The sequence below is a fragment of the Hyphobacterium sp. genome, assembly GCF_043584775.1.
GTDB lineage: Bacteria > Pseudomonadota > Alphaproteobacteria > Caulobacterales > Maricaulaceae > Hyphobacterium.
The window spans coordinates 1,843,486-1,860,753 of sequence record NZ_CP121327.1 but is presented as its reverse complement, the minus strand read 5'-3'; the positions used below and the strand labels follow the sequence as shown (position 1 = coordinate 1,860,753).

General features: G+C 54.0%; 16 protein-coding genes. 8 read left to right on the top strand and 8 right to left on the bottom strand.

All coding sequences use genetic code 11. The features are described from left to right. Nucleotides 1-254: 254 nt before the first annotated feature. Genes P0D52_RS09320 through P0D52_RS09305 form a run of 4 tightly spaced genes read right to left on the bottom strand, consistent with a single transcriptional unit; the run spans nucleotide 255 to nucleotide 3,537 of the window. Nucleotides 255-569, bottom strand: coding sequence for a hypothetical protein (locus tag P0D52_RS09320; protein WP_394692385.1), 315 nt, complete (start codon nucleotides 567-569; stop codon nucleotides 255-257). Continuing rightward, entirely contained in the window at nucleotides 566-1,270 is a 705-nt protein-coding gene (locus P0D52_RS09315) for a hypothetical protein (protein WP_394692384.1), read from the bottom strand. The genes P0D52_RS09320 and P0D52_RS09315 overlap by 4 nt, the downstream gene beginning before the upstream one ends. After that, nucleotides 1,267-2,412 (bottom strand): lipase family protein, encoded by a 1,146-nt coding sequence (locus P0D52_RS09310; RefSeq protein WP_394692383.1) that lies wholly within the window; start codon nucleotides 2,410-2,412, stop codon nucleotides 1,267-1,269. Before P0D52_RS09310 ends, P0D52_RS09315 begins: the two co-directional genes overlap by 4 nt. 27 nt (nucleotides 2,413-2,439) lie before the next feature. Further along, the gene (locus P0D52_RS09305) at nucleotides 2,440-3,537 is read right to left on the bottom strand and encodes a ComEC/Rec2 family competence protein (protein WP_394692382.1); all 1,098 of its coding nucleotides are present in this window, start codon (nucleotides 3,535-3,537) and stop codon (nucleotides 2,440-2,442) included. Between the two features lie 251 nt (nucleotides 3,538-3,788). On the opposite strand from P0D52_RS09305, the gene P0D52_RS09300 reads away from it, so the two are divergent. The 4 genes from P0D52_RS09300 (at nucleotide 3,789) to P0D52_RS09285 (ending at nucleotide 7,199) form a co-directional block, all read left to right on the top strand. After that, nucleotides 3,789-4,193, top strand: coding sequence for a hypothetical protein (locus tag P0D52_RS09300; protein ID WP_394692381.1), 405 nt, complete (start codon nucleotides 3,789-3,791; stop codon nucleotides 4,191-4,193). 124 nt (nucleotides 4,194-4,317) lie between these two features. Further along, a complete protein-coding gene (locus P0D52_RS09295) occupies nucleotides 4,318-6,384 on the top strand; it encodes a hypothetical protein (RefSeq protein ID WP_394692380.1) in 2,067 nt (688 codons plus the stop codon). Beyond that, nucleotides 6,374-6,823: a hypothetical protein gene (locus P0D52_RS09290; protein WP_394692379.1), complete on the top strand. Its 450-nt coding sequence runs from the start codon at nucleotides 6,374-6,376 to the stop codon at nucleotides 6,821-6,823. Before P0D52_RS09295 ends, P0D52_RS09290 begins: the two co-directional genes overlap by 11 nt. After that, nucleotides 6,813-7,199 (top strand): helix-turn-helix domain-containing protein, encoded by a 387-nt coding sequence (locus P0D52_RS09285; RefSeq protein WP_394692378.1) that lies wholly within the window; start codon nucleotides 6,813-6,815, stop codon nucleotides 7,197-7,199. The genes P0D52_RS09290 and P0D52_RS09285 overlap by 11 nt, the downstream gene beginning before the upstream one ends. A gap of 151 nt (nucleotides 7,200-7,350) precedes the next feature. Here the strand turns inward: P0D52_RS09285 and P0D52_RS09280 are convergent, their stop codons facing one another. Further along, a complete protein-coding gene (locus P0D52_RS09280; RefSeq protein ID WP_394692377.1) occupies nucleotides 7,351-8,214 on the bottom strand; it encodes a hypothetical protein in 864 nt (287 codons plus the stop codon). Between the two features lie 352 nt (nucleotides 8,215-8,566). Here P0D52_RS09280 and P0D52_RS09275 point away from each other — a divergent pair, with 352 nt between their 5' ends. Beyond that, nucleotides 8,567-10,327, top strand: coding sequence for a hypothetical protein (locus tag P0D52_RS09275; protein WP_394692376.1), 1,761 nt, complete (start codon nucleotides 8,567-8,569; stop codon nucleotides 10,325-10,327). Nucleotides 10,328-11,114: 787 nt separating this feature from the next. Here P0D52_RS09275 and P0D52_RS09270 read toward each other — a convergent pair. Next, a complete protein-coding gene (locus tag P0D52_RS09270; RefSeq protein ID WP_394692375.1) occupies nucleotides 11,115-11,456 on the bottom strand; it encodes a helix-turn-helix domain-containing protein in 342 nt (113 codons plus the stop codon). 187 nt (nucleotides 11,457-11,643) lie between these two features. Between P0D52_RS09270 and P0D52_RS09265 the strand changes: the two genes are divergently transcribed. The 3 genes from P0D52_RS09265 (at nucleotide 11,644) to P0D52_RS09255 (ending at nucleotide 14,942) form a co-directional block, all read left to right on the top strand. Next, entirely contained in the window at nucleotides 11,644-12,174 is a 531-nt protein-coding gene (locus P0D52_RS09265) for a hypothetical protein (protein ID WP_394692374.1), read from the top strand. A gap of 58 nt (nucleotides 12,175-12,232) precedes the next feature. Continuing rightward, nucleotides 12,233-13,410, top strand: a protein-coding gene (locus P0D52_RS09260; RefSeq protein WP_394692203.1) for an IS3 family transposase whose coding sequence is annotated in 2 segments (ribosomal slippage) — nucleotides 12,233-12,485 and nucleotides 12,485-13,410 — 1,179 coding nt in all. Because the reading frame shifts where the segments join, the coding sequence is not laid out codon by codon here. Between the two features lie 65 nt (nucleotides 13,411-13,475). Further along, complete coding sequence (locus tag P0D52_RS09255; RefSeq protein WP_394692373.1) at nucleotides 13,476-14,942, top strand: ATP-binding protein; 1,467 nt, start codon at nucleotides 13,476-13,478, stop codon at nucleotides 14,940-14,942. Here the strand turns inward: P0D52_RS09255 and P0D52_RS09250 are convergent. Together P0D52_RS09250 and P0D52_RS09245 are read right to left on the bottom strand one after the other, a co-directional pair. Next, nucleotides 14,934-16,108, bottom strand: a protein-coding gene (locus P0D52_RS09250) for an IS3 family transposase (protein WP_394692372.1) whose coding sequence is annotated in 2 segments (ribosomal slippage) — nucleotides 14,934-15,844 and nucleotides 15,844-16,108 — 1,176 coding nt in all. Because the reading frame shifts where the segments join, the coding sequence is not laid out codon by codon here. The genes P0D52_RS09255 and P0D52_RS09250 overlap by 9 nt on opposite strands. A gap of 28 nt (nucleotides 16,109-16,136) precedes the next feature. Further along, a complete protein-coding gene (locus P0D52_RS09245; RefSeq protein WP_394692371.1) occupies nucleotides 16,137-16,934 on the bottom strand; it encodes a hypothetical protein in 798 nt (265 codons plus the stop codon). Between the last annotated feature and the right edge of the window lie 334 nt (nucleotides 16,935-17,268).

Sequence of the window (17,268 nt, the reverse complement as noted above, 5' to 3'; positions counted from 1 at the left end):
CGTCTCCACCGCTGCAACGCGAAAACGTCAAATCCGGCAATGTACGAAATCGCAAACTAATCTTGTGAGCCAAGGGCGAAAGCTGAGATATCGCGATACTTTGAGACCCACCAAGGATAAAACTCAAAGGAACGGATTGGGTGAGGCGAGAACCACGATCAAAATTATGGCAACCACCACTATGAAATAAGCACACCCCGCCCATTCGCGGTTCGATTCACGGTCTGGCGGTCTGTTACGCATGAAGAATTGAGTTAGAAGGCATTTGCGAGGTTGTTTGTTTTCTTTGCGATCGTCACGGCGGTATTTCCCAGTTGGCGAATGCGATCAACGAGCTGAGCTTGAGAGAGATTGCGCTGGGTGGCCTCCTGAACGAGTGCCATGAGTTTCTCATATTCTTTCTGATCGCTTGTGTCGGGCGTAATGTCGTTGATGTCCTCCGGCGACAGGCCTCGCAATTCACGATAAATGCTCGCGAAACGGCCATTCAGTGTCGCCTCGGCGCGTTCGGCCGCCCGATCAATTTCGGCGAGCATGGCTTCGAATTCTTCGTCGCTGATTCCCGTCATTCGTTATCTCCATCACCATTTCCGAATGCCTCCGAAATAAGTTCGTCCAGCTCTTCGACCCGCTGGGTCACGTCATCAATTGTTGAATTGACTTCCTGACCGCGTCTGTTGAGACGCTCTGCGCGGTTTGAGACGTCGGCAATGCTGGCACCGATTAGTTCGCGAAGGTCAGGTAGCCCGGCGATCGCGAGTACTTCCGATTGTGCTTCGTGCACATCGCGGATTGAAGCGAGGTGGCCAGAGATGACCGCGTTCGCTGCTTGAACGCGCGAATGTGCGCCATCGATCTCGTCAAGCAATGCTAATTCCTGGGCGACAATTGGTTCAAGCAATTCCTGCCGCTTGGCTTCAACGCGCGGATCTACAGCCTGAAGAAATCGCGTCAGATAAGCGGGAAGGCGTCCGGGGTCATTGTCGATAATTGTTGAAATGCCCTCAACCAATCGAGCGTCGCGCGCAGTAAGCTCGATCAATGCTGGCCGATAGGTATTATCGATAAAGGCGTCCACTTCATTTCTGGCACCTCTAAAATGAAGCTCAACGAGCGCGCGATGCGATCTGTGGAGTTCTTCCAGGTCGCGTCCAATCGTATGCGATAGCTCGACCGTTTCTGGAGGGACGGTCACGCAGCCCGTCAAGACACTCATGGACATCGTGGCGGCAAGAACAAAATATCGGGCGCGGTTGTAGAGCCGGGTCATGTTTGACTGCTTTCATTTTCAGGCAAAGCTGACGGAGCGATCAGTGCAGCCCGCGGTGCGCGCTCTAAGGCACGGGAACGCAATTTGCGCCGGTAGGTTGACATATTGTGATAGATGTCGAGCCGCTTTAGCTGTTTGCTACGCATCAATTTCCATATCCGGGCGATGCGATCCATGACGCCAAATTGGGTATGAAATTTAACGGTCGGGTAGGTTCCATCAGGCGCCATCTCGCCCGCTGTCATATGCCTGAGATCGCCTGCGTGGCGAAATCCCTGAGCTTTGAGCAGCATATCAATGAGCCAGTCGAACAATCCCGCTCCAAAAAAACGCGAGAGAGCCCTTAGCGTGAATTTGATAACGACGATGGGGTATTCGGTTGGTGGAACCATCGGCACAGGATCGACAGCATTTACGACCCGGTAGATCGGGGTATGAAAGGCATCATTGAACACGTGATTGCCGACGCGCGGCGCACCGAACGTATAGCAAGCCGCCAGCGTATCGCGCTTGAAATACCAGGTTGCGACAACCGCAACGGCGCCGCCAAGAGAATGACCGGTCACAAAAAGTGGCAGATCCTGAATGGACTTTAGGTGGGCGTCGATTTGGTTTTCGGCATCCTTGAAAGCCTCGTGAAAACCCTTGTGCACTTTTCGATTCCCGCCGATATCGACAAGCGAGATTTTGGCATTTTTAATCCAGTCCTGCGGTGTCGTCGTGCCGCGCACGGCCAGGACGGCAAATTCGCGACCTTCACCGTCAACTTTCTTGGCAACAAAGCCTTCTGTGTTGGCAAACAGGTTCAGCGATTGATTGAAGAAAGTTCCCACGAGCTCGAATCCGCCAGCGGCGAGCGTTTGTCGAAGGCGATCCTCGCCGCCGGGATTGGGTGTTTTGAGCAGGTCACGAAAGGCCAGCAAGCGCTTGGTTATGTCCTCGACGCCCGAGGCTCGAGCCAACTCTTCGGCGAGCGAATTAAGCAATTGGGGTGTGGCTGTTTCAAATTCAACGTAGGCGAGTTCTGCCAGGACCGCCATTTGCCAGGCTGTCCGGTCACTATAAGCGGCTCTTTGCACGGGTGGTTTGAGCTTTGTCAGCTCCGGTCCGTCGCGCTCTTTAATCTCTGCCAGTTCAACCATCGTCTACCTATCGTTTTTGCATCGACGTCAACACGCCGGGACCGGGTCGACATAAGCAATCGAGATGGTTTGATTAGGATCAGCAGGGATAGAGATATCGAGCGTGTCATCGCCGCGGCTATCACTGCAGCCGGGGATGCGGCCAGTATCCCATTCGCCTGCACCTTCATCGTCACCGCGATCCATACGGTAGATGCGATCAACGTCGATACCGGCCGCGAGATAACGTTCGATTGTCGAAAGTCGCGGATGGCGATGTGCATGACCGGCAGAAATGATCACATCTTGCGGAGAGACTGCCTCGATAAAGCAGGCGGCATCACCATTATCTCCGCCATGATGAGCCGATAACAAAATGTCTGCGTCAAGGCTTATGGCCGGATGGCGGCCAACCATGACCGCTTGGGCATCCCGGCAGGCTCCGGGCACATCATCAAGCCGACGTCCAATTGTATCACCAGTCAAAAGAAGCCGTCGTCCGGCAAACTCGATGCGCATCACGATCGAGATGACGTTCCGGCGCTCGGCTGCTTCCGGTATAAATCCGGGATCAGAGTAGCTTTCGTCCCATTCAGGCCAGCCGGCGATAAAGACGGCCTGGGCTTGTCCCAGCCCGAACACCTCGCCGGGCACAAGCGGGGTGTCGGCCAGATTGATGATTGTGGCCCCGCGCGCCTCTTGAGCCTGTATGGCAGCTTCTGCATTTTGCCAGCTAGTGGTGTCGCGCTCATAGCCGGTGTGCAGGATCATCCCGGCATCAAATTCTGCAAGGATGTCGTCCAGCTCGCCAATATGGTCTGCATCACTGTGGCTGATGACGACCAGCTCGATCAAACCGTCAGTGACCAGCTCACGTACCGCAGCAAGGCAGTTGGAACCCACCCAGTGACCGGCATCGTATAAAAAATCATGCCCCCCGGGCAAACGGCCAACAACGCAAAGTCCCGGGCCGACATCGACAAACCGGATCGCGGCCCCGTCTGGGGAGGGGGCCATATCATCGCTTATCGTGGAGGGGAGCTCAGGTGCGTCATTGGCCGAACCCAGATAGATTGACCCGGCTTCACCGCGGCAGGCCGCGAGCGCGAGAACACAGATAATTGCGGCCAGCCGGATCTTGATCATTGGAGCGTACTCTGAACCTTGCGCTTGTTTAAGATGCGTCCAATTTGCCACGCTATTATAAGTGGTGTTTTGGCGCTCACGCAATAGCGTTTCAGGAGAATCGGCTAACCTCTGATAGAAACACACGTTTTAATCGTCTGCGATCACATCATCACCCCTTGATAGTTGCTTGCGAAGTCTCCTATGTTGGCCGCCGCAAACATGGCGCGGGCGGATTGATCGCTACGTGCCGCTGTGGGGGGATGCAGCGCTTGCCTGGAAATATTGACCAACTGGGCGAAACGCCGGGCAAGCGTATTGCGGACGTGATCCGGTTTCTCGTCCATCATCGCGGTATTGAGGGAGAACATGCGCTGATCAGCGCGTTTGGCCAACAACGCCTGGTCGAAATCTATTCAGGCGACGAGCCGCGTTTCAGCGAGCTTGAAGAAATCGCCAGCATATTATCCGTGCCGATCTCGGTATTCCAGATCATGGGGCCGGGTGATTTTGCAGAACTTGAAATAGCGTGGGCTGAAATCTCCTACAGTGCGTTGCGCATGAATCGAAGAGAGCGCGAAAGACTAGCCTCCTCGCTGCTTGATCTTATTCGCAGCGAAGATGATGACAGCCCGGACCTGCTCGCAAAGCTTCGCCAGAGAAAGGCGCGGCCATGAGCCTGACTTGCTTGCAACACAATGACGCACTGACAAATCGCGATTTTGTTGAGTATGTATACAACAACAACATAAAGGTGTGCTATGTAACTTGGGCAATAACCGGAAAACAGCACGGATATTCATGAACCAGCCGTCCATACATATCGCGTTTTCTCCCGAAGATCAGAGTGCTGCGCTCGCATTATGGCAGGCACTAAACGCGTTAGGCTACAGCGTAGAGCTTGGATTGCAACCCTCTGATCTAAATTCAGACCAAGCCGGTCCCACCATATCAAGAGATGCAACCCATCTTTTATTGGTCGCGTCCACGGCGTCCGCGACAAGTTTTTTCGTGAGCCGCTCGATTGATGCGTTTCTTAAACGCCGCGACATTTCGGATGTATTCACGGTTTGGGTTCAAGCGCCAAAAGGCGAGCAAGAAAGCCAGGCAGCGATCAATCCGCTCCTTGCCTATGAAAGACATGACAAAGATGGACTTCTTCAGCTTCGCCGCGAGGGTCCGTCAGCTATCGGATCGATAAGTGACGACGGCGCTGACACCGTGGCGCGCCGGATTGCATCATCTCTGGGTCAACCATCGCTAAGCTCAACCCGTCAGGCAGCCATTATTGCTGCTATGGCTAAGGTCCCGTCAGCCTGGGGTGCGGCGACTATAGCGGGCGTGGTTGCTATTACATTCGGAATCTGGGGGCTAAGCCAACAACACGCTGCCGATGAGGCTGCCCTTCAAGCTCATCTTGCCCGTCAAGCCTCGCGCCAGATGCTCGCCAATCTTGATGACACGCTCTCTTCGCAGGCTCGCAGAGAAGTGTTCTCGCGACTTAGCGATGACGTGATCGCGCTTACCGAACAAGATATTCACAATGTCGATTCCGCCGACCTCGCCCGGCAGGCACGGCTGCTTCAGGTGATTGGCGAGGTGCGTGCGAGGGACGGGGATCTCATTGGTGCAATAGACGCTTATCAAGACGCGTCCGACATCACAGAGTTTCTATTAAATGAGGCGCCAGGTGATCCCGCGCGAATATTTGACCATGCGCAATCGGTTTTCTGGATTGGAGATTCTGCTCTGATTGCCGGAGACTTTGATCAGGCATCTGCATATTTTGAAACCTATGCTGGCCTCGCCAATCAACTTGTTGAAATTGATGCCGAGAACCCGGTTTATCAAGCCGAGTGGGCTTACGCTCAATCGAATTTGGGCGCAGTTGCGATTGGCCGAAACGAGCGTCAGTTCGCATTGGAATATTTTGATCGCGCGATCGAAGGATATCAAGCCGGACCTATCGAGGCCGGTATTGTCAGTCGTCGTAGCTTGTCAAATGCATATGGATGGCGAGCAGGCCCTTTAAGAGGCTTGGGCCGAATAGAAGAGGCGATAGCCTCGCGGTCCTACGAAATTGAAATCCTGGAAGACCTCGTTCGCGAAAACCCTGACAGTCGCCATTTGCGCGAAGCCTGGGTCAATGCCTTTCAGGCGCGCATCGATATGCGCCTTGACCTTGGTGAGGTTGAAACAGCCCAATCTGATTTGGAACGGGTATCACCCATCATAGCGGCGCTCTTCGAAGAATTGCCGGAAAGCCGACTTATCCGCCGCAAATATCTCGAAAACGAATTGCTGCGGGCCCAAATTGCGCTCTACCAAGGCGATACTATACGAGCTCAGCTCATTCATAACGCTGCTAGCCGTGACTATACGTCGGGACAAGGTGCCGCTTTAGAAGATGGCCGCCGCATCGATCTCGGGCATCTTGACCTATTGCGTGCCAGAATTGCGCTTGCCTCTGGAGCTTACGAAGCGAGCTTGACGGCATCGATTGAAGCCGTAGCCGATTATGAAGCTGACCTGACAGACGAGGGCAGCCGGCTTCGCCATTTTGCGGCATTTGCGCATTTTTATGCTGGCGAAGCGCTGCTAGCTCTGGGCCGGCAGGGCGATGCGGAACGCGAATGGCGGCGCGGTCTTTCAGAGATCGAGCAAATCGATCCGCCGCGCGATCTGCGCGCTGATGATGTACTTGGGCGGCTTACATACCGGCTGGGCGATCGCGAGGAAGGCCGGCAAAGACAACAGGAGCTTATTGAAAGCGGCTATGCACGTCCCGATTTCGTCGCCTTTTGGGCCCAATCGGACGATCAACTAAACGCACAGAACATAAGCTCCCGCGAGGAAGATGATGGTTAATCAATCACAGGCAACCTTTACCAAACTAGGACATACGGGCCGTGACGTTCGGCATATCTGCGTGACAGTTTTTCCTTACACGTTTGATGAGGGCGGAGCGCTGCGCCAAGGTTGGAAGGCTTATGCCGGTACAAAAAAGGGCGATTTGGAAACGTGTGTGCCTACAGACTATATTTTTGCGATAGAAAGTTCGGATTGGGAATTCATGGAATTTGAGGTCGGAGGAAAAACTTGGCCAGGCTTGGCCATTTTCCCCGATGATGGCGACCATGAAGTCGAATTTGGTGACGATAACCGACAAAGTGTTGTTTTGCATAACTTGTGTGAACAGTTGTATGTTCACAGGTATCAGTTGGTTGTTCGAAACAAGCTGACAGGTGAGATCGCAGTGTGCGATCCGGATTCAAACAATGGTCAGGGGCCCACAGGTGGTGGATAAACATAAACCCAGAAGCGCAACGCCCTTGGATGCCGAAATTGGCGCACGGGTGAAACTCGCGCGAAAACTCATGGGCTTGAACCAGCAACAATTGGGCGATGCGGCAGGCATTACGTTTCAACAGATCCAAAAATATGAGCGCGGGCAAAACCGGATATCTGCATCGCGGCTGTTGCAGATCGCCAAAGCGCTCAACAAACCCATCACCTATTTTTATGGCGATGAAAACGTTGCCGTTGGCATGGATGAGCAACTTATGAAGCCGCTTAAAAACCTGTCGCCCAAGGATGCGGCCAGCCTGCTAGCAACGATTGACGCTGCGGATACCAAACAACGGCGAAGTCTCATTCAACTGATCGAGTCGTTGGGCAGTTAAAAGAACTTTTTCGGCCAATGGACGCCGGGCAGGCATCAATAGGCTTTAGACCAGATACCGGCCGCCAAAATCAGCCTTGGCGGCCGGTGCAAGCTTTTTTTGATTTGCTGGCCGAGTTTTGTGTCTCTGGCATACTTTTAGAGGCTGTTTATCAGTCAAACGCGGCTCGATATTCATCCCAACTGACTTCTTCGTTCCGGTCCAAATCGTAAAACCGCATCATTGTCTCTGCGGCTTGCTGAATCCTCGCGGGTTCCACCAATTCGCTTTGGGGCAATGGTTGCTCCCCAAAACACACTGTGATGTGGCTGGGATATTGATTGAAGGTTGATTGATTGTCGTCGCTTGGCACCATTTCGTCTTGGTCCAATGCGCCGCTAGCATTTCTATCCAAGCGGTCGAAACTCCGTCGCCTTTGCGTAATTTCGCGGTCCCGAAATTCAGCAAAACTTACCAAGGTGTCGGCATCGACGTCCATCGCGGTGAAGCGCCGGCCGATATGATTGCTCCAACTGGATTCAATTGAATTCCAGCACGCCTGATCTACCGCGTCGGGATTGCTGCGTGCCGCTAAAGTGAAGTCTTCCGGTATGACGTCACCATAAGGCGCAAACAGAGTGCCGATTGCTGCGCCAAAGGCTGCTGCGCCAGACTCAGGGCTTAAAGCATGGCGAGCTGTGTTCATGTATGTTCGAAATTCGTGCTCCGATAAAACGCGGTCGATATTAGTGTCAATGCGATTGAATTCCGATAGACCCGTCATGTCATCGCCGGAACTTTTTGCGGCCATTCCAAGAAAAATCATCCCCGCTGCTGTCGCGGCTAGTGTCGCGCTAACCATGATGTTTCGTCTCCTTAATCTGCCATTGGCGATAAAGAGAAGCATGGCTTCACGAACAACCGCACTTGCTGTGGTGCTACGGCGGTCAACTGCCTCCATGAAGGCTTGTTTCTCGTCATAGGAAACGCGGACTTCGACCGCCTCACTTTTTTTGACACGTGGTTTGCGAGCCATATCTCTTCCTTATCGCAGATTAAGGAAAGCACTGAGCCGTGCTGGGTCCATCAAAAGACCGTCGCGACACGGACTTTTTTGGTCCTTACGTTTCAAACGCAAGAATTTTTTTGTCCGGACACTTTTATAGCCTCATGAACTGAGCTTATTCTTGACCCCTCGCATATTTCAAACATTTGAGATTGAGCACGCCTTGGCCTAAGGAGTTCGAGTGCGCTGCAAGCGGGGTTTGAAAGAATTATTGGAAACTGACGGTTGGCATTCACACCCAAAACAACCTTGACAAGATGATGTGTCCATGGCGCTGTAAAGGTGGCATTTCTTATGTTTGCCAAATATAGCGGAGGCTAATATGCGCTTTGTCTTTGTAATCATGGGGATAGCATTTGCTTTAATTGGCTTTTCGCCAGTTTTTGGTCAGGCGCAGATATATACGGCGATGGGTCCGACGGTTCGAACACAAGTTCCCGGTGAACCACGCACTGCAGTTTTGGCAATGATCAACGATAGCCTCGTTGACGCCACCAATTGCCAAGTAACCGGGCCCAATAACGGCGCTTCCGTCTTTGAGTATTTCTTCGTCGAGATAGATGCCAATCAGCAATTCATCAATCAAGGCGTCGTGAATGCGCCTTTCTCTATACCGGCCGGCGCGACGCGTTATGCGGTTGTGTCTTGGAACTTGCTGGCCAATTTTGGGGCGGCTCCGGACATCATCGGAACCGCTATGCATGTGGTTTGCGACAACGCTGCAACCGCCGGGCGTAACTTCTTTAGTTCGCTGGGACTCGTTCAACTCCCCGGTACACCAGCCGATGTGATTTCCGTTATTGTAACGCCGACAATGAACGGCGTACTCGCAGTTACAACCGACGGCACAGCCCAACGCGCCGGTGTGGCCATGATCAATATTGGGTCTAATGGTGCTGCCGAGCCTATAACCGTTACGCCGACTTACCGTTTTGTTTCCAATCTCATCATGCCATTCGGGTCATTGGGTTCACCGTTTGAATTGCTGGTTTGCGAAACGGACCCGATCACTGGAATTTGTAATGCGCCCTTAGCGAGCAGCGTTACCACCAATATTGGTCCCAGCGACGCCACCTTCTCACTGGCGCTGAGAGATACACTTTCGCACGGTGCACGCCTGCTTCCTGATATGGCCAGAGTCGGGTTGGAATTTCGAGATGCCTCAGGAAACCGTGTCGGGGATGCCAATATCGCCTATTCAACGCCATCGCCCGACGCATCAGCGGCGACAATTTCAGAATTTGCGGGAATTTATACGCTGATATCTGGAAGTGATGACGGCCAGCTTTGGAATGGCACTTCGGACCGGGGGGATGGTTGGGCCATTATTGACCCGAACGGAGATTTCTGGATTTTCTGGTATATAAATAGTGCCCGTATCGATCCGGCATCCTCGGCGACAGCTTTCCAATTGAACCTCAGCATGGAGGGTAGTCTTGTCCTTGGGGCGGCGGGTAATAATCCGCGTCCCGTTTCTGCAAGTTTTACCGGGCAATCTCGCCACGTCGCAGGCATTACGGCCACTCATGCTCCATTTGAAGGTGCACTAAGTGGCAATGCTGCGCCGGGCGGGTTTTTCGTAGGCAATTTCACACGCACCGTGGGCGATACCAGCAACGTTGCGATTTCATCGTGGCCGGGGCCCACTCGTTTGCGCGCAAACTTTGACGCACAAAGCTTGCTGCCCTTGACGCTGTCAGACCTGGCAGGGGACTATCACACAACCCAGTTTCTCGTTGGCGGTCAAAGCGCGTCGGATACCGTTTTTGCGACCATTACGCCCGCAGGGGATGCCACTGGAGAATTCACATATAACCCCGCCGGAGATCTCACGAATGGCACCGAGACCTGCATTTTTGATCTTGATTTGGTGCAACCTGATCCGGCCCTAAACCTTTTGCGCACGACAGGCACGGTAACGGGGTGTTCGATCGCTGGCACTGTGCGTGGTTATTCGGCCGCCCACTTTTTCCGCAACATTTTTGCTGGTGGGCAACGAAACGATTATGAGGCGTTCACGGTTATGCTTCGAAGCGATGCGACAGGTGATTTTGCGACATTTACGACCTACCGTAATCCCTAACCAAGCCAAACCTTCAGGAGGCGTGAAAAAGCATTTTGATCGACTGCTGGATCTTAGCATCCCGAGCACGACGGAATGGTTTACAAGGATTGCTGTTGAGCTGGGCGTTATCGCAATTGCCATTTCAGCGCTCGCGCCATCGTACGCAATAATTAGGGTTGCAGACAACAAATTTAATAGGTCGGCCCTGGTATTGAGCGCGACGATAGGTGTCGCAGCATTTGTCGTGGCGCGGCGTTTAATCCCACGAAAGTTGTTTTAACGCCTCAACTCTGGCCAGAATTTGCCAGTCGTTCCGCGGTGTCAAAGTAAACGTATAATCTGGCGGCGGCCTCAAACAGTGCGGTTGAATAGTGTTCGCTCTCCCAGGGTTTGCGTGGTTTTGGCAGCCGGGCGCGAAGCGGCGGATGAAGCCTGCAAACGGCTTTTGCCAAATGATGCGTGGAACTGTCACCATATCTACAAAAGCGTTTGAGAACGTCGCGGCGCTTGATTCGAACGATAACAATTCCGACCCGTTCGGCATCCGATGCAATGTCGTCAATGAGCGCTCTGGTCTTTGCGCGTCGGCGCGAAGAGGGCGCATTGCAATCCTCCACCAACATGAAATTTGGACCATAGCCCTGCAAGAGCCTGCGGGCGCAAGACCGATAATAATTTTGTCGTCCAGGGCGCGCTCGATATCCGCCCCAGTCAATAAGTCGGCCATTCCCGTCACTTGCGACAAACCCCAGCCCCTTTGAACGAGGCTCGATGGAAAGGGCGGAACGCTCGCCCAGTGGGCCGCTCACGCAGCGCTGCCATCCAGGCGATGGCAGAGGTTTTCTAGAAATTCGACCTTGGAGCGCGTATGGCGTGACGGAGACGCCTTGCAGCGCTTTAGAAGCTTTTGAGCTCTCTCATACGTAATGCGACAGACATTGGCTCTGGTGTCGGGCAGAAGACTGGATGCGGGAATATCAAACAAGACCTCATAAGCAATCAGGCTTTGCGTGTCGGGCAAAAACCGCCCGGTCTCGATGCCGATAAAGGAATGGATATTGCGGCCGACTAGGTTGGCGAGTTCAGCTTGATCAAACCCGGCGCGTTTTCGACACGCCCTCAGACGAATTGAATTTGCATGGAACATAATTGAATGGCGCGCGCCGTTAGCGGAACACGCCACTTCATTTTGGCATTGCGCGAGCGCGCGTGAAGGCACGCTGTCCGTAGCGTGGCCAACGCTCCTTGGCCTAGTCGTGTATTTTAAGAATTTGGCGCTTTCCAAGCTGGAGAAACTCAGTTAATCATCAGCCCACAACTATAAGGTGGGTCATATGTTGAAATCTATTGCAGCGGGTATCGCACTTTTTCTGGCGACTGTTTATGTCGCGGGGGCTAATCCCGAGATTTTGTCTCAAGCCGGTGTTCCATTGGGCGCTGCAATTGTCGGAACATTCCTAATTATAATAGTTGGAAATCTGAGCGGTGTATTGCTGACCAGGTCAGCGCTTTTGATTGGGCCAGCGATTGGTATAAGCACGTTTTTTGCCTCATACGTTAATGCGTCAAGCGCAATTAATTGGCAGCAGGGTTATCTCGCACTTATAATAGCGTCCGTCTGTCTTCTTGCTATTGTAATTCAGAAGACAAATTGGCGGCACATTGTTGTCCATGAAGGAATTCCTCGTCCTCTTAAAGCCGCTTCAGGCGCGGCCATCGGAAGTCTGTTTGCTGCCCATTCGTTCAATACTTTAAACAGGCATTCCGTCGGAGATTCCGCCCTCTGGATAACGGCAATGGTGCTTCTAGCCAGCATACTTGTGGCGTTTACGTATTTACGCAGGAATATTGAGAAATCTGGCTGACCCAGCCCCCTGAATTCCGGCCACGGGATGGTAGAGTCCATCGAGAAGAGGATGGACGATGCGCAAGAGCCGTTATTCGGAAGAACAGATTATCGGGATGCTCCGCGAGCACGAAGCGGGTGTCACGACGAAGGAGCTATGCCGCAAGTACGGCATCTCGGACGCGACCTTTTACAAGTACAAGGCCAAGTTCGGCGGCATGACGGTGTCGGATGCTCAGCGTCTACGGACGCTGGAAGCAGAGAATGCCAAGCTGAAGCGGTTACTGGCCGAGCAGATGCTGGACAATGCGGCGCTGAAGGATCTCGCCTCAAAAAACTTCTAACGCCCGATGTGAAGCGGCGGGCCGCGCGTCACCTGGTGGAGGCGCACGGGCTGAGCGAGCGTCGGGCGTGCCGGTTGGTCCGGCTGGACCGCTCGACCTTCCAGTATCGCAAGCGCGATGCGGGCGATGAGCGTCTACGTGAGCGGTTGCGCGACCTGGCTGGCGAACGTCGCCGCTTCGGCTATCGCCGTCTGGGCATTCTTCTGGCCCGGGAGGGGCTGAATGCGAACCACAAGAAGCTTTACCGTATCTACCGCGAGGAAGGTCTGGCGGTACGCCGACGCCGGGGCCGCAAGCGGGCCACGGGAACGCGCCGTCCCATGCTGCTGCCGAGCGGCGCCAACCAGCGCTGGAGCCTGGACTTCGTGGCGGATGCGCTTACCGACGGGCGTCGCTTCCGCACCCTGTGCGTGGTGGACGACTTCACCCGTGAAGCACTGGCGATCACGGTCGACACCTCGCTCTCGGGCGTGCGCGTGGGCCGGGAACTGGACCGGATCATCGCCCGGCGCGGCAAGCCGGCCATGATCGTCTCGGACAATGGCACGGAGCTGACAAGCCACGCCATCCTACGCTGGCAGAAAGAGCGCGGTGTCGAATGGCATTACATCGCCCCGGGAAAGCCCCAGCAGAATGGCTTCGTGGAGAGCTTCAATGGCCGCCTGCGGGACGAGTGCCTGAACGAGCACCTGTTCTCGTCACTCTCCGAAGCGCGAACCCTGATCGAGGCTTGGCGGATCGACTACAATACCTGCCGGCCCCACACCTCGCTGGGAGGGCTGGCCCCGGTCATCTACGCCCAGCAAACCCGCAAACACCGGCCCGGTTCGCCTGAGCTACGCATGGGCTCCGCTCACCGGGCCTTGAACCTTGAACCAAAACCAGAAAGAAAGGCGAACAGACTCTACTAACGATCAGCCCGGATCAGGGGGCTGGGTCAGTGGCCCTCAACCTTGAGGATGGTGTGAGAAGCCACGTGGCTGGACACCTTGAGGGTGTCTCTGGGTTTGAACAGCCCGGGGATCTGATAGCAATTGAAGCTGGTTCCAATACTCTTGTGGCTCGAGTCGAGACACTTTCATTTGCCGAACCACGCGAACTTCATAACCGTGGCAAGCAGAGTGGAACTTCTCACCCTCTTCGCCAGCTGAGAGCTCAGGTTATTGGCCTCTTGTCGCGTATTGATGAAAAGCTTCGCTTTAGTCCGCAAACGACTCGATTGCCGGCCCTCGGTGCGCAGGTTTACCCTCTCTCAGGTTCGGAGCTAAAAGCCGCTCTGAATGCGAGTGATGATGATGCGGCTACAGTTTACGTTGGAAATGAAGCTAGAAACCCATCGCTTCGGGTCCGAGCAAACTTAGACGATTTGCTCACTCGCCACATGGTCGTTCTGGGAGCGACAGGTCAGGGAAAAACACACTTTGTTGCCGATGTGCTTCAGCAGATTGCTGAAGTTGGGAAGAAGGCACGTGTTGTTATTTTTGATGTAAATGGTGAATATTATAAGGCTTTTCGTCATTTAGGCGATCAGGCTCGGTACACTGCTCTCGGAAACACAAACGGGAGATGTGCGCCAGAAGGCTCGCGTCCTTTCAAAATTCCGTATTTTGCACTTGGGCGACAGGGAATATTTCGGCTATTGCTTCCAAGCGATAAGACACAGGCACCCGCACTCCGGTTTGCGTTAGAGCACTTGGCGTATATCGAAGGAGATGCAAACGGAGCACGGCCATTTGGTGCGGCACAAAACGTGCTGTTCGATGATGGGAGGTCTGGGGACGCCGGTCCAGCACATACAGCGATCGAGAGAGTGAAACAAAAGATCCAACCGGCGAACCGCTGGCCCCATATGAGAGGATTGGGCTGCCTTTGTGCAGAGTCATTCGCTATCAAACAGGCAAACAATCGTAGTTATGCCAGAGACGGCTTTTTATATGGCAACATTCAACCACTCATCACTCGAATTAATACGCTTATTCTGGATAGTCAGTTCCAAGCGGTGGTTGATGTCTCGGGTGGAACCTATGCGAACGATGTGGGTCGTGATTTAGGCGCAGAGTCTAAAGCCTTGATAGACGATTTATTTGGGGCGCCTAGTTTCCAGGAAAACGACTGGCGTGTTCATGTCATCGATCTAAGCCAGCTCGCACAAGACCTTATGCCGTTCATTCTTGGAGCGCTTTTGGAGCAGTTTTCTGAACAGCTTTTTAGGCGGGGCGCGAATGCGACTCACCCAACTCTTTTGGTTCTTGAAGAGGCGCATCACTATCTTCGCCAGCCACCAGGCGATAGCGAGACAGGATCTAACACGCTCGCGTATGAGCGGCTTGCCAAAGAAGGGCGGAAGTTTGGGTTGTCTTTACTAGTAAGCACCCAAAGACCCGCAGAATTATCTCCTACAGTGTTGCCCTGCCCCTGTTTAGTGGCCCATGTTTCAAGTTAGAGCCCGGCGGGTTATGTGCGGCTTATCTGTCGACACGGGTTGATCGTAAGGCGGCAGATAAGCCGCTGGCAAGATGGCTTTAGGCGCTGGCGGTTTATAGCCAAGTGACGAGTGAGGCCGGATGGTGTTGTAGTGCTGGCGCCACGCCTCGATGAGCACCTTCGCTTCCTTGAGGGTATAGAGCACCTCCCGGTTCAAGAACTCGTCGCGGAGCTTTGAGTTGAAGCTTTCGCAGTAACCGTTTTCCCAAGGTGATCCGGGCTCGATGTAGAGCGTCTTCACATCCAGCCGTGTTAGCCAGTCACGCAAGGCTGTCGCAATGAACTCAGGGCCGTTATCAGAACGGATATGCTCAGGTGCTCCATGTTCAACGAACAGATCCGCAAGAGTTTCCAGAACCCGTGTTGAGTTAAGCCTTCGCTCAACCCGGATGGCCAGACACTCCCGGCTATACTCATCGATCACACATAGCATGCGATAGATCTTACCGTCATGGGTGCGGTCCTGAACGAAGTCATAGGACCAGACATGGCCCTTATACTGCGGGCGTAGACGCACACACGATCCATCATTGAGCCAGAGCCGACCCCGTTTGGGTTGCTTGCTTGGCACTTTAAGCCCCTCACGTCGCCAGATGCGGTAAACCCGCTTGGTGTTCACCGACCAGCCGTCAGACCGCAAAAGCGCCGTAATCCGGCGATAGCCATAGCGGCCATACTGCTCAGCCAAGTCGATCACAGCCTGCGTCAGGGCCGCTTCATCCTGACGGCCCTGCGGAGGTTTTCTCTGGGTGGAGCGATGCTGACCGATCACGCGGCAGGCCCGGCGCACAGATACACGCAAGGCCTCTACCACGTGATCAACACATGCTCTGCGACGTGAAGGGCTTAGAAGTTTCCCTTGGCAGCCTCTGATAAGATCATCTTATCCAATGTCAGATCAGAGACCGCACGACGAAGCCGCGCATTCTCCTTCTCCAACGCCTTCAAACGCCGAGCCTGATCAACCTTCAAGCCCCCATACTCCCGCCGCCAGCGATAATAAGTCTGATCGGTAATCCCTATAGCCTTCACCGCCGAGGCAATACTCTCACCCCGGCTCTGGCGAACCTCAACCTCCCGCAAATGCGCGATAATCTCTTCGGCCTTGTAGACTCGACGGCCCATGTCAAAACTCCTCATCAAGAGCCAGACACTAACTCACAAAACGGACCACTTCTAAGGGAGCAAGCCATGCCTTGAACTTCTTCGCCCATTCCGAAGCCGCGAGCTGGCTCACGTCCTGTCCGGTTTGGCATTTGCCCCGCAGAATCGCGATATGAATGAACACGTGCTCTGTCCAGGCGAAGAAGGCTTCTACCGCTGAAATCCCAAGCCACTGAGCCTCACGCAGGAGTTCAAAGGCCGGGGATGTGTGCGTCCACGACCGTACCTCACCATCTTCACTCGGATGTTCAGTGACATGGTGTTCGTCCTTGCGCCTCTCAGCCTCATCCGCCTTTTCCTGATGGAGATGGCGGAGATACTCGAACCGCTTATAGAGTTCGCGAGAGTGGTTATGGACATTGAGCTTTGAGCCATCGCCAGCGGTTTGCGCCAGATGGTCAAAATAGGGCTGTGCAGCTTTAACCCCCTTACTTACGAGGCGCACGATCTCAGCAGCATCTGCCCCCTGGGTTTCCGGATCGGCAGCGAATACACCTAGCCCGAATTTTCGGTGTTCAATCAAATAGGCTGTGCCATTAAGATCAACCGGCAGCGAATAGGCCAGCTTTTCGAATTGCCCTAGATCTCTGAACCCGAGAAGGTCGTGCAATAGGAAATAGACAAGATAAGGCGGAGGTAGGTTGCGCCGTGCATCAGTGGGCTTCGCCGAGAATAACATGTCTTTCGGTGCCGACGTTTCGTCGTCAGCCGACTTTAGAGGCGCGACCGCTTTTCGTGCGCGTTCCCGTACGGCTTCGAGGTCAAAACCCGATTGTTTTTGTGCCACCGCTGACCTGAGCCCCTTGCCACCACACGCTCTACGGGAGCGCCACCAATAGATAGTTCATCTTCTCGTTTTGATCGTGTGGCCGCGAGCTAAGCTCGGCCGATTACCGCATTTTAACTCGCCCTGCCCAATGAGCGCAGGATTTAGTCGCACATTGTTGTAGCAGGTAGCTTACTCAAAACCCCACAGTTACCCCTCCCTAGGCTAGGCAACGAAGCGACACTAACGGAAGACCGCAGCTCACGAAACGGTTTCATCGTCCGCGTTATGGGAGCAGGCGGACGGCTCTGCGCATTTGAACACTTTCCCCCCAAAGTGTTCAACGCAGAGGTTT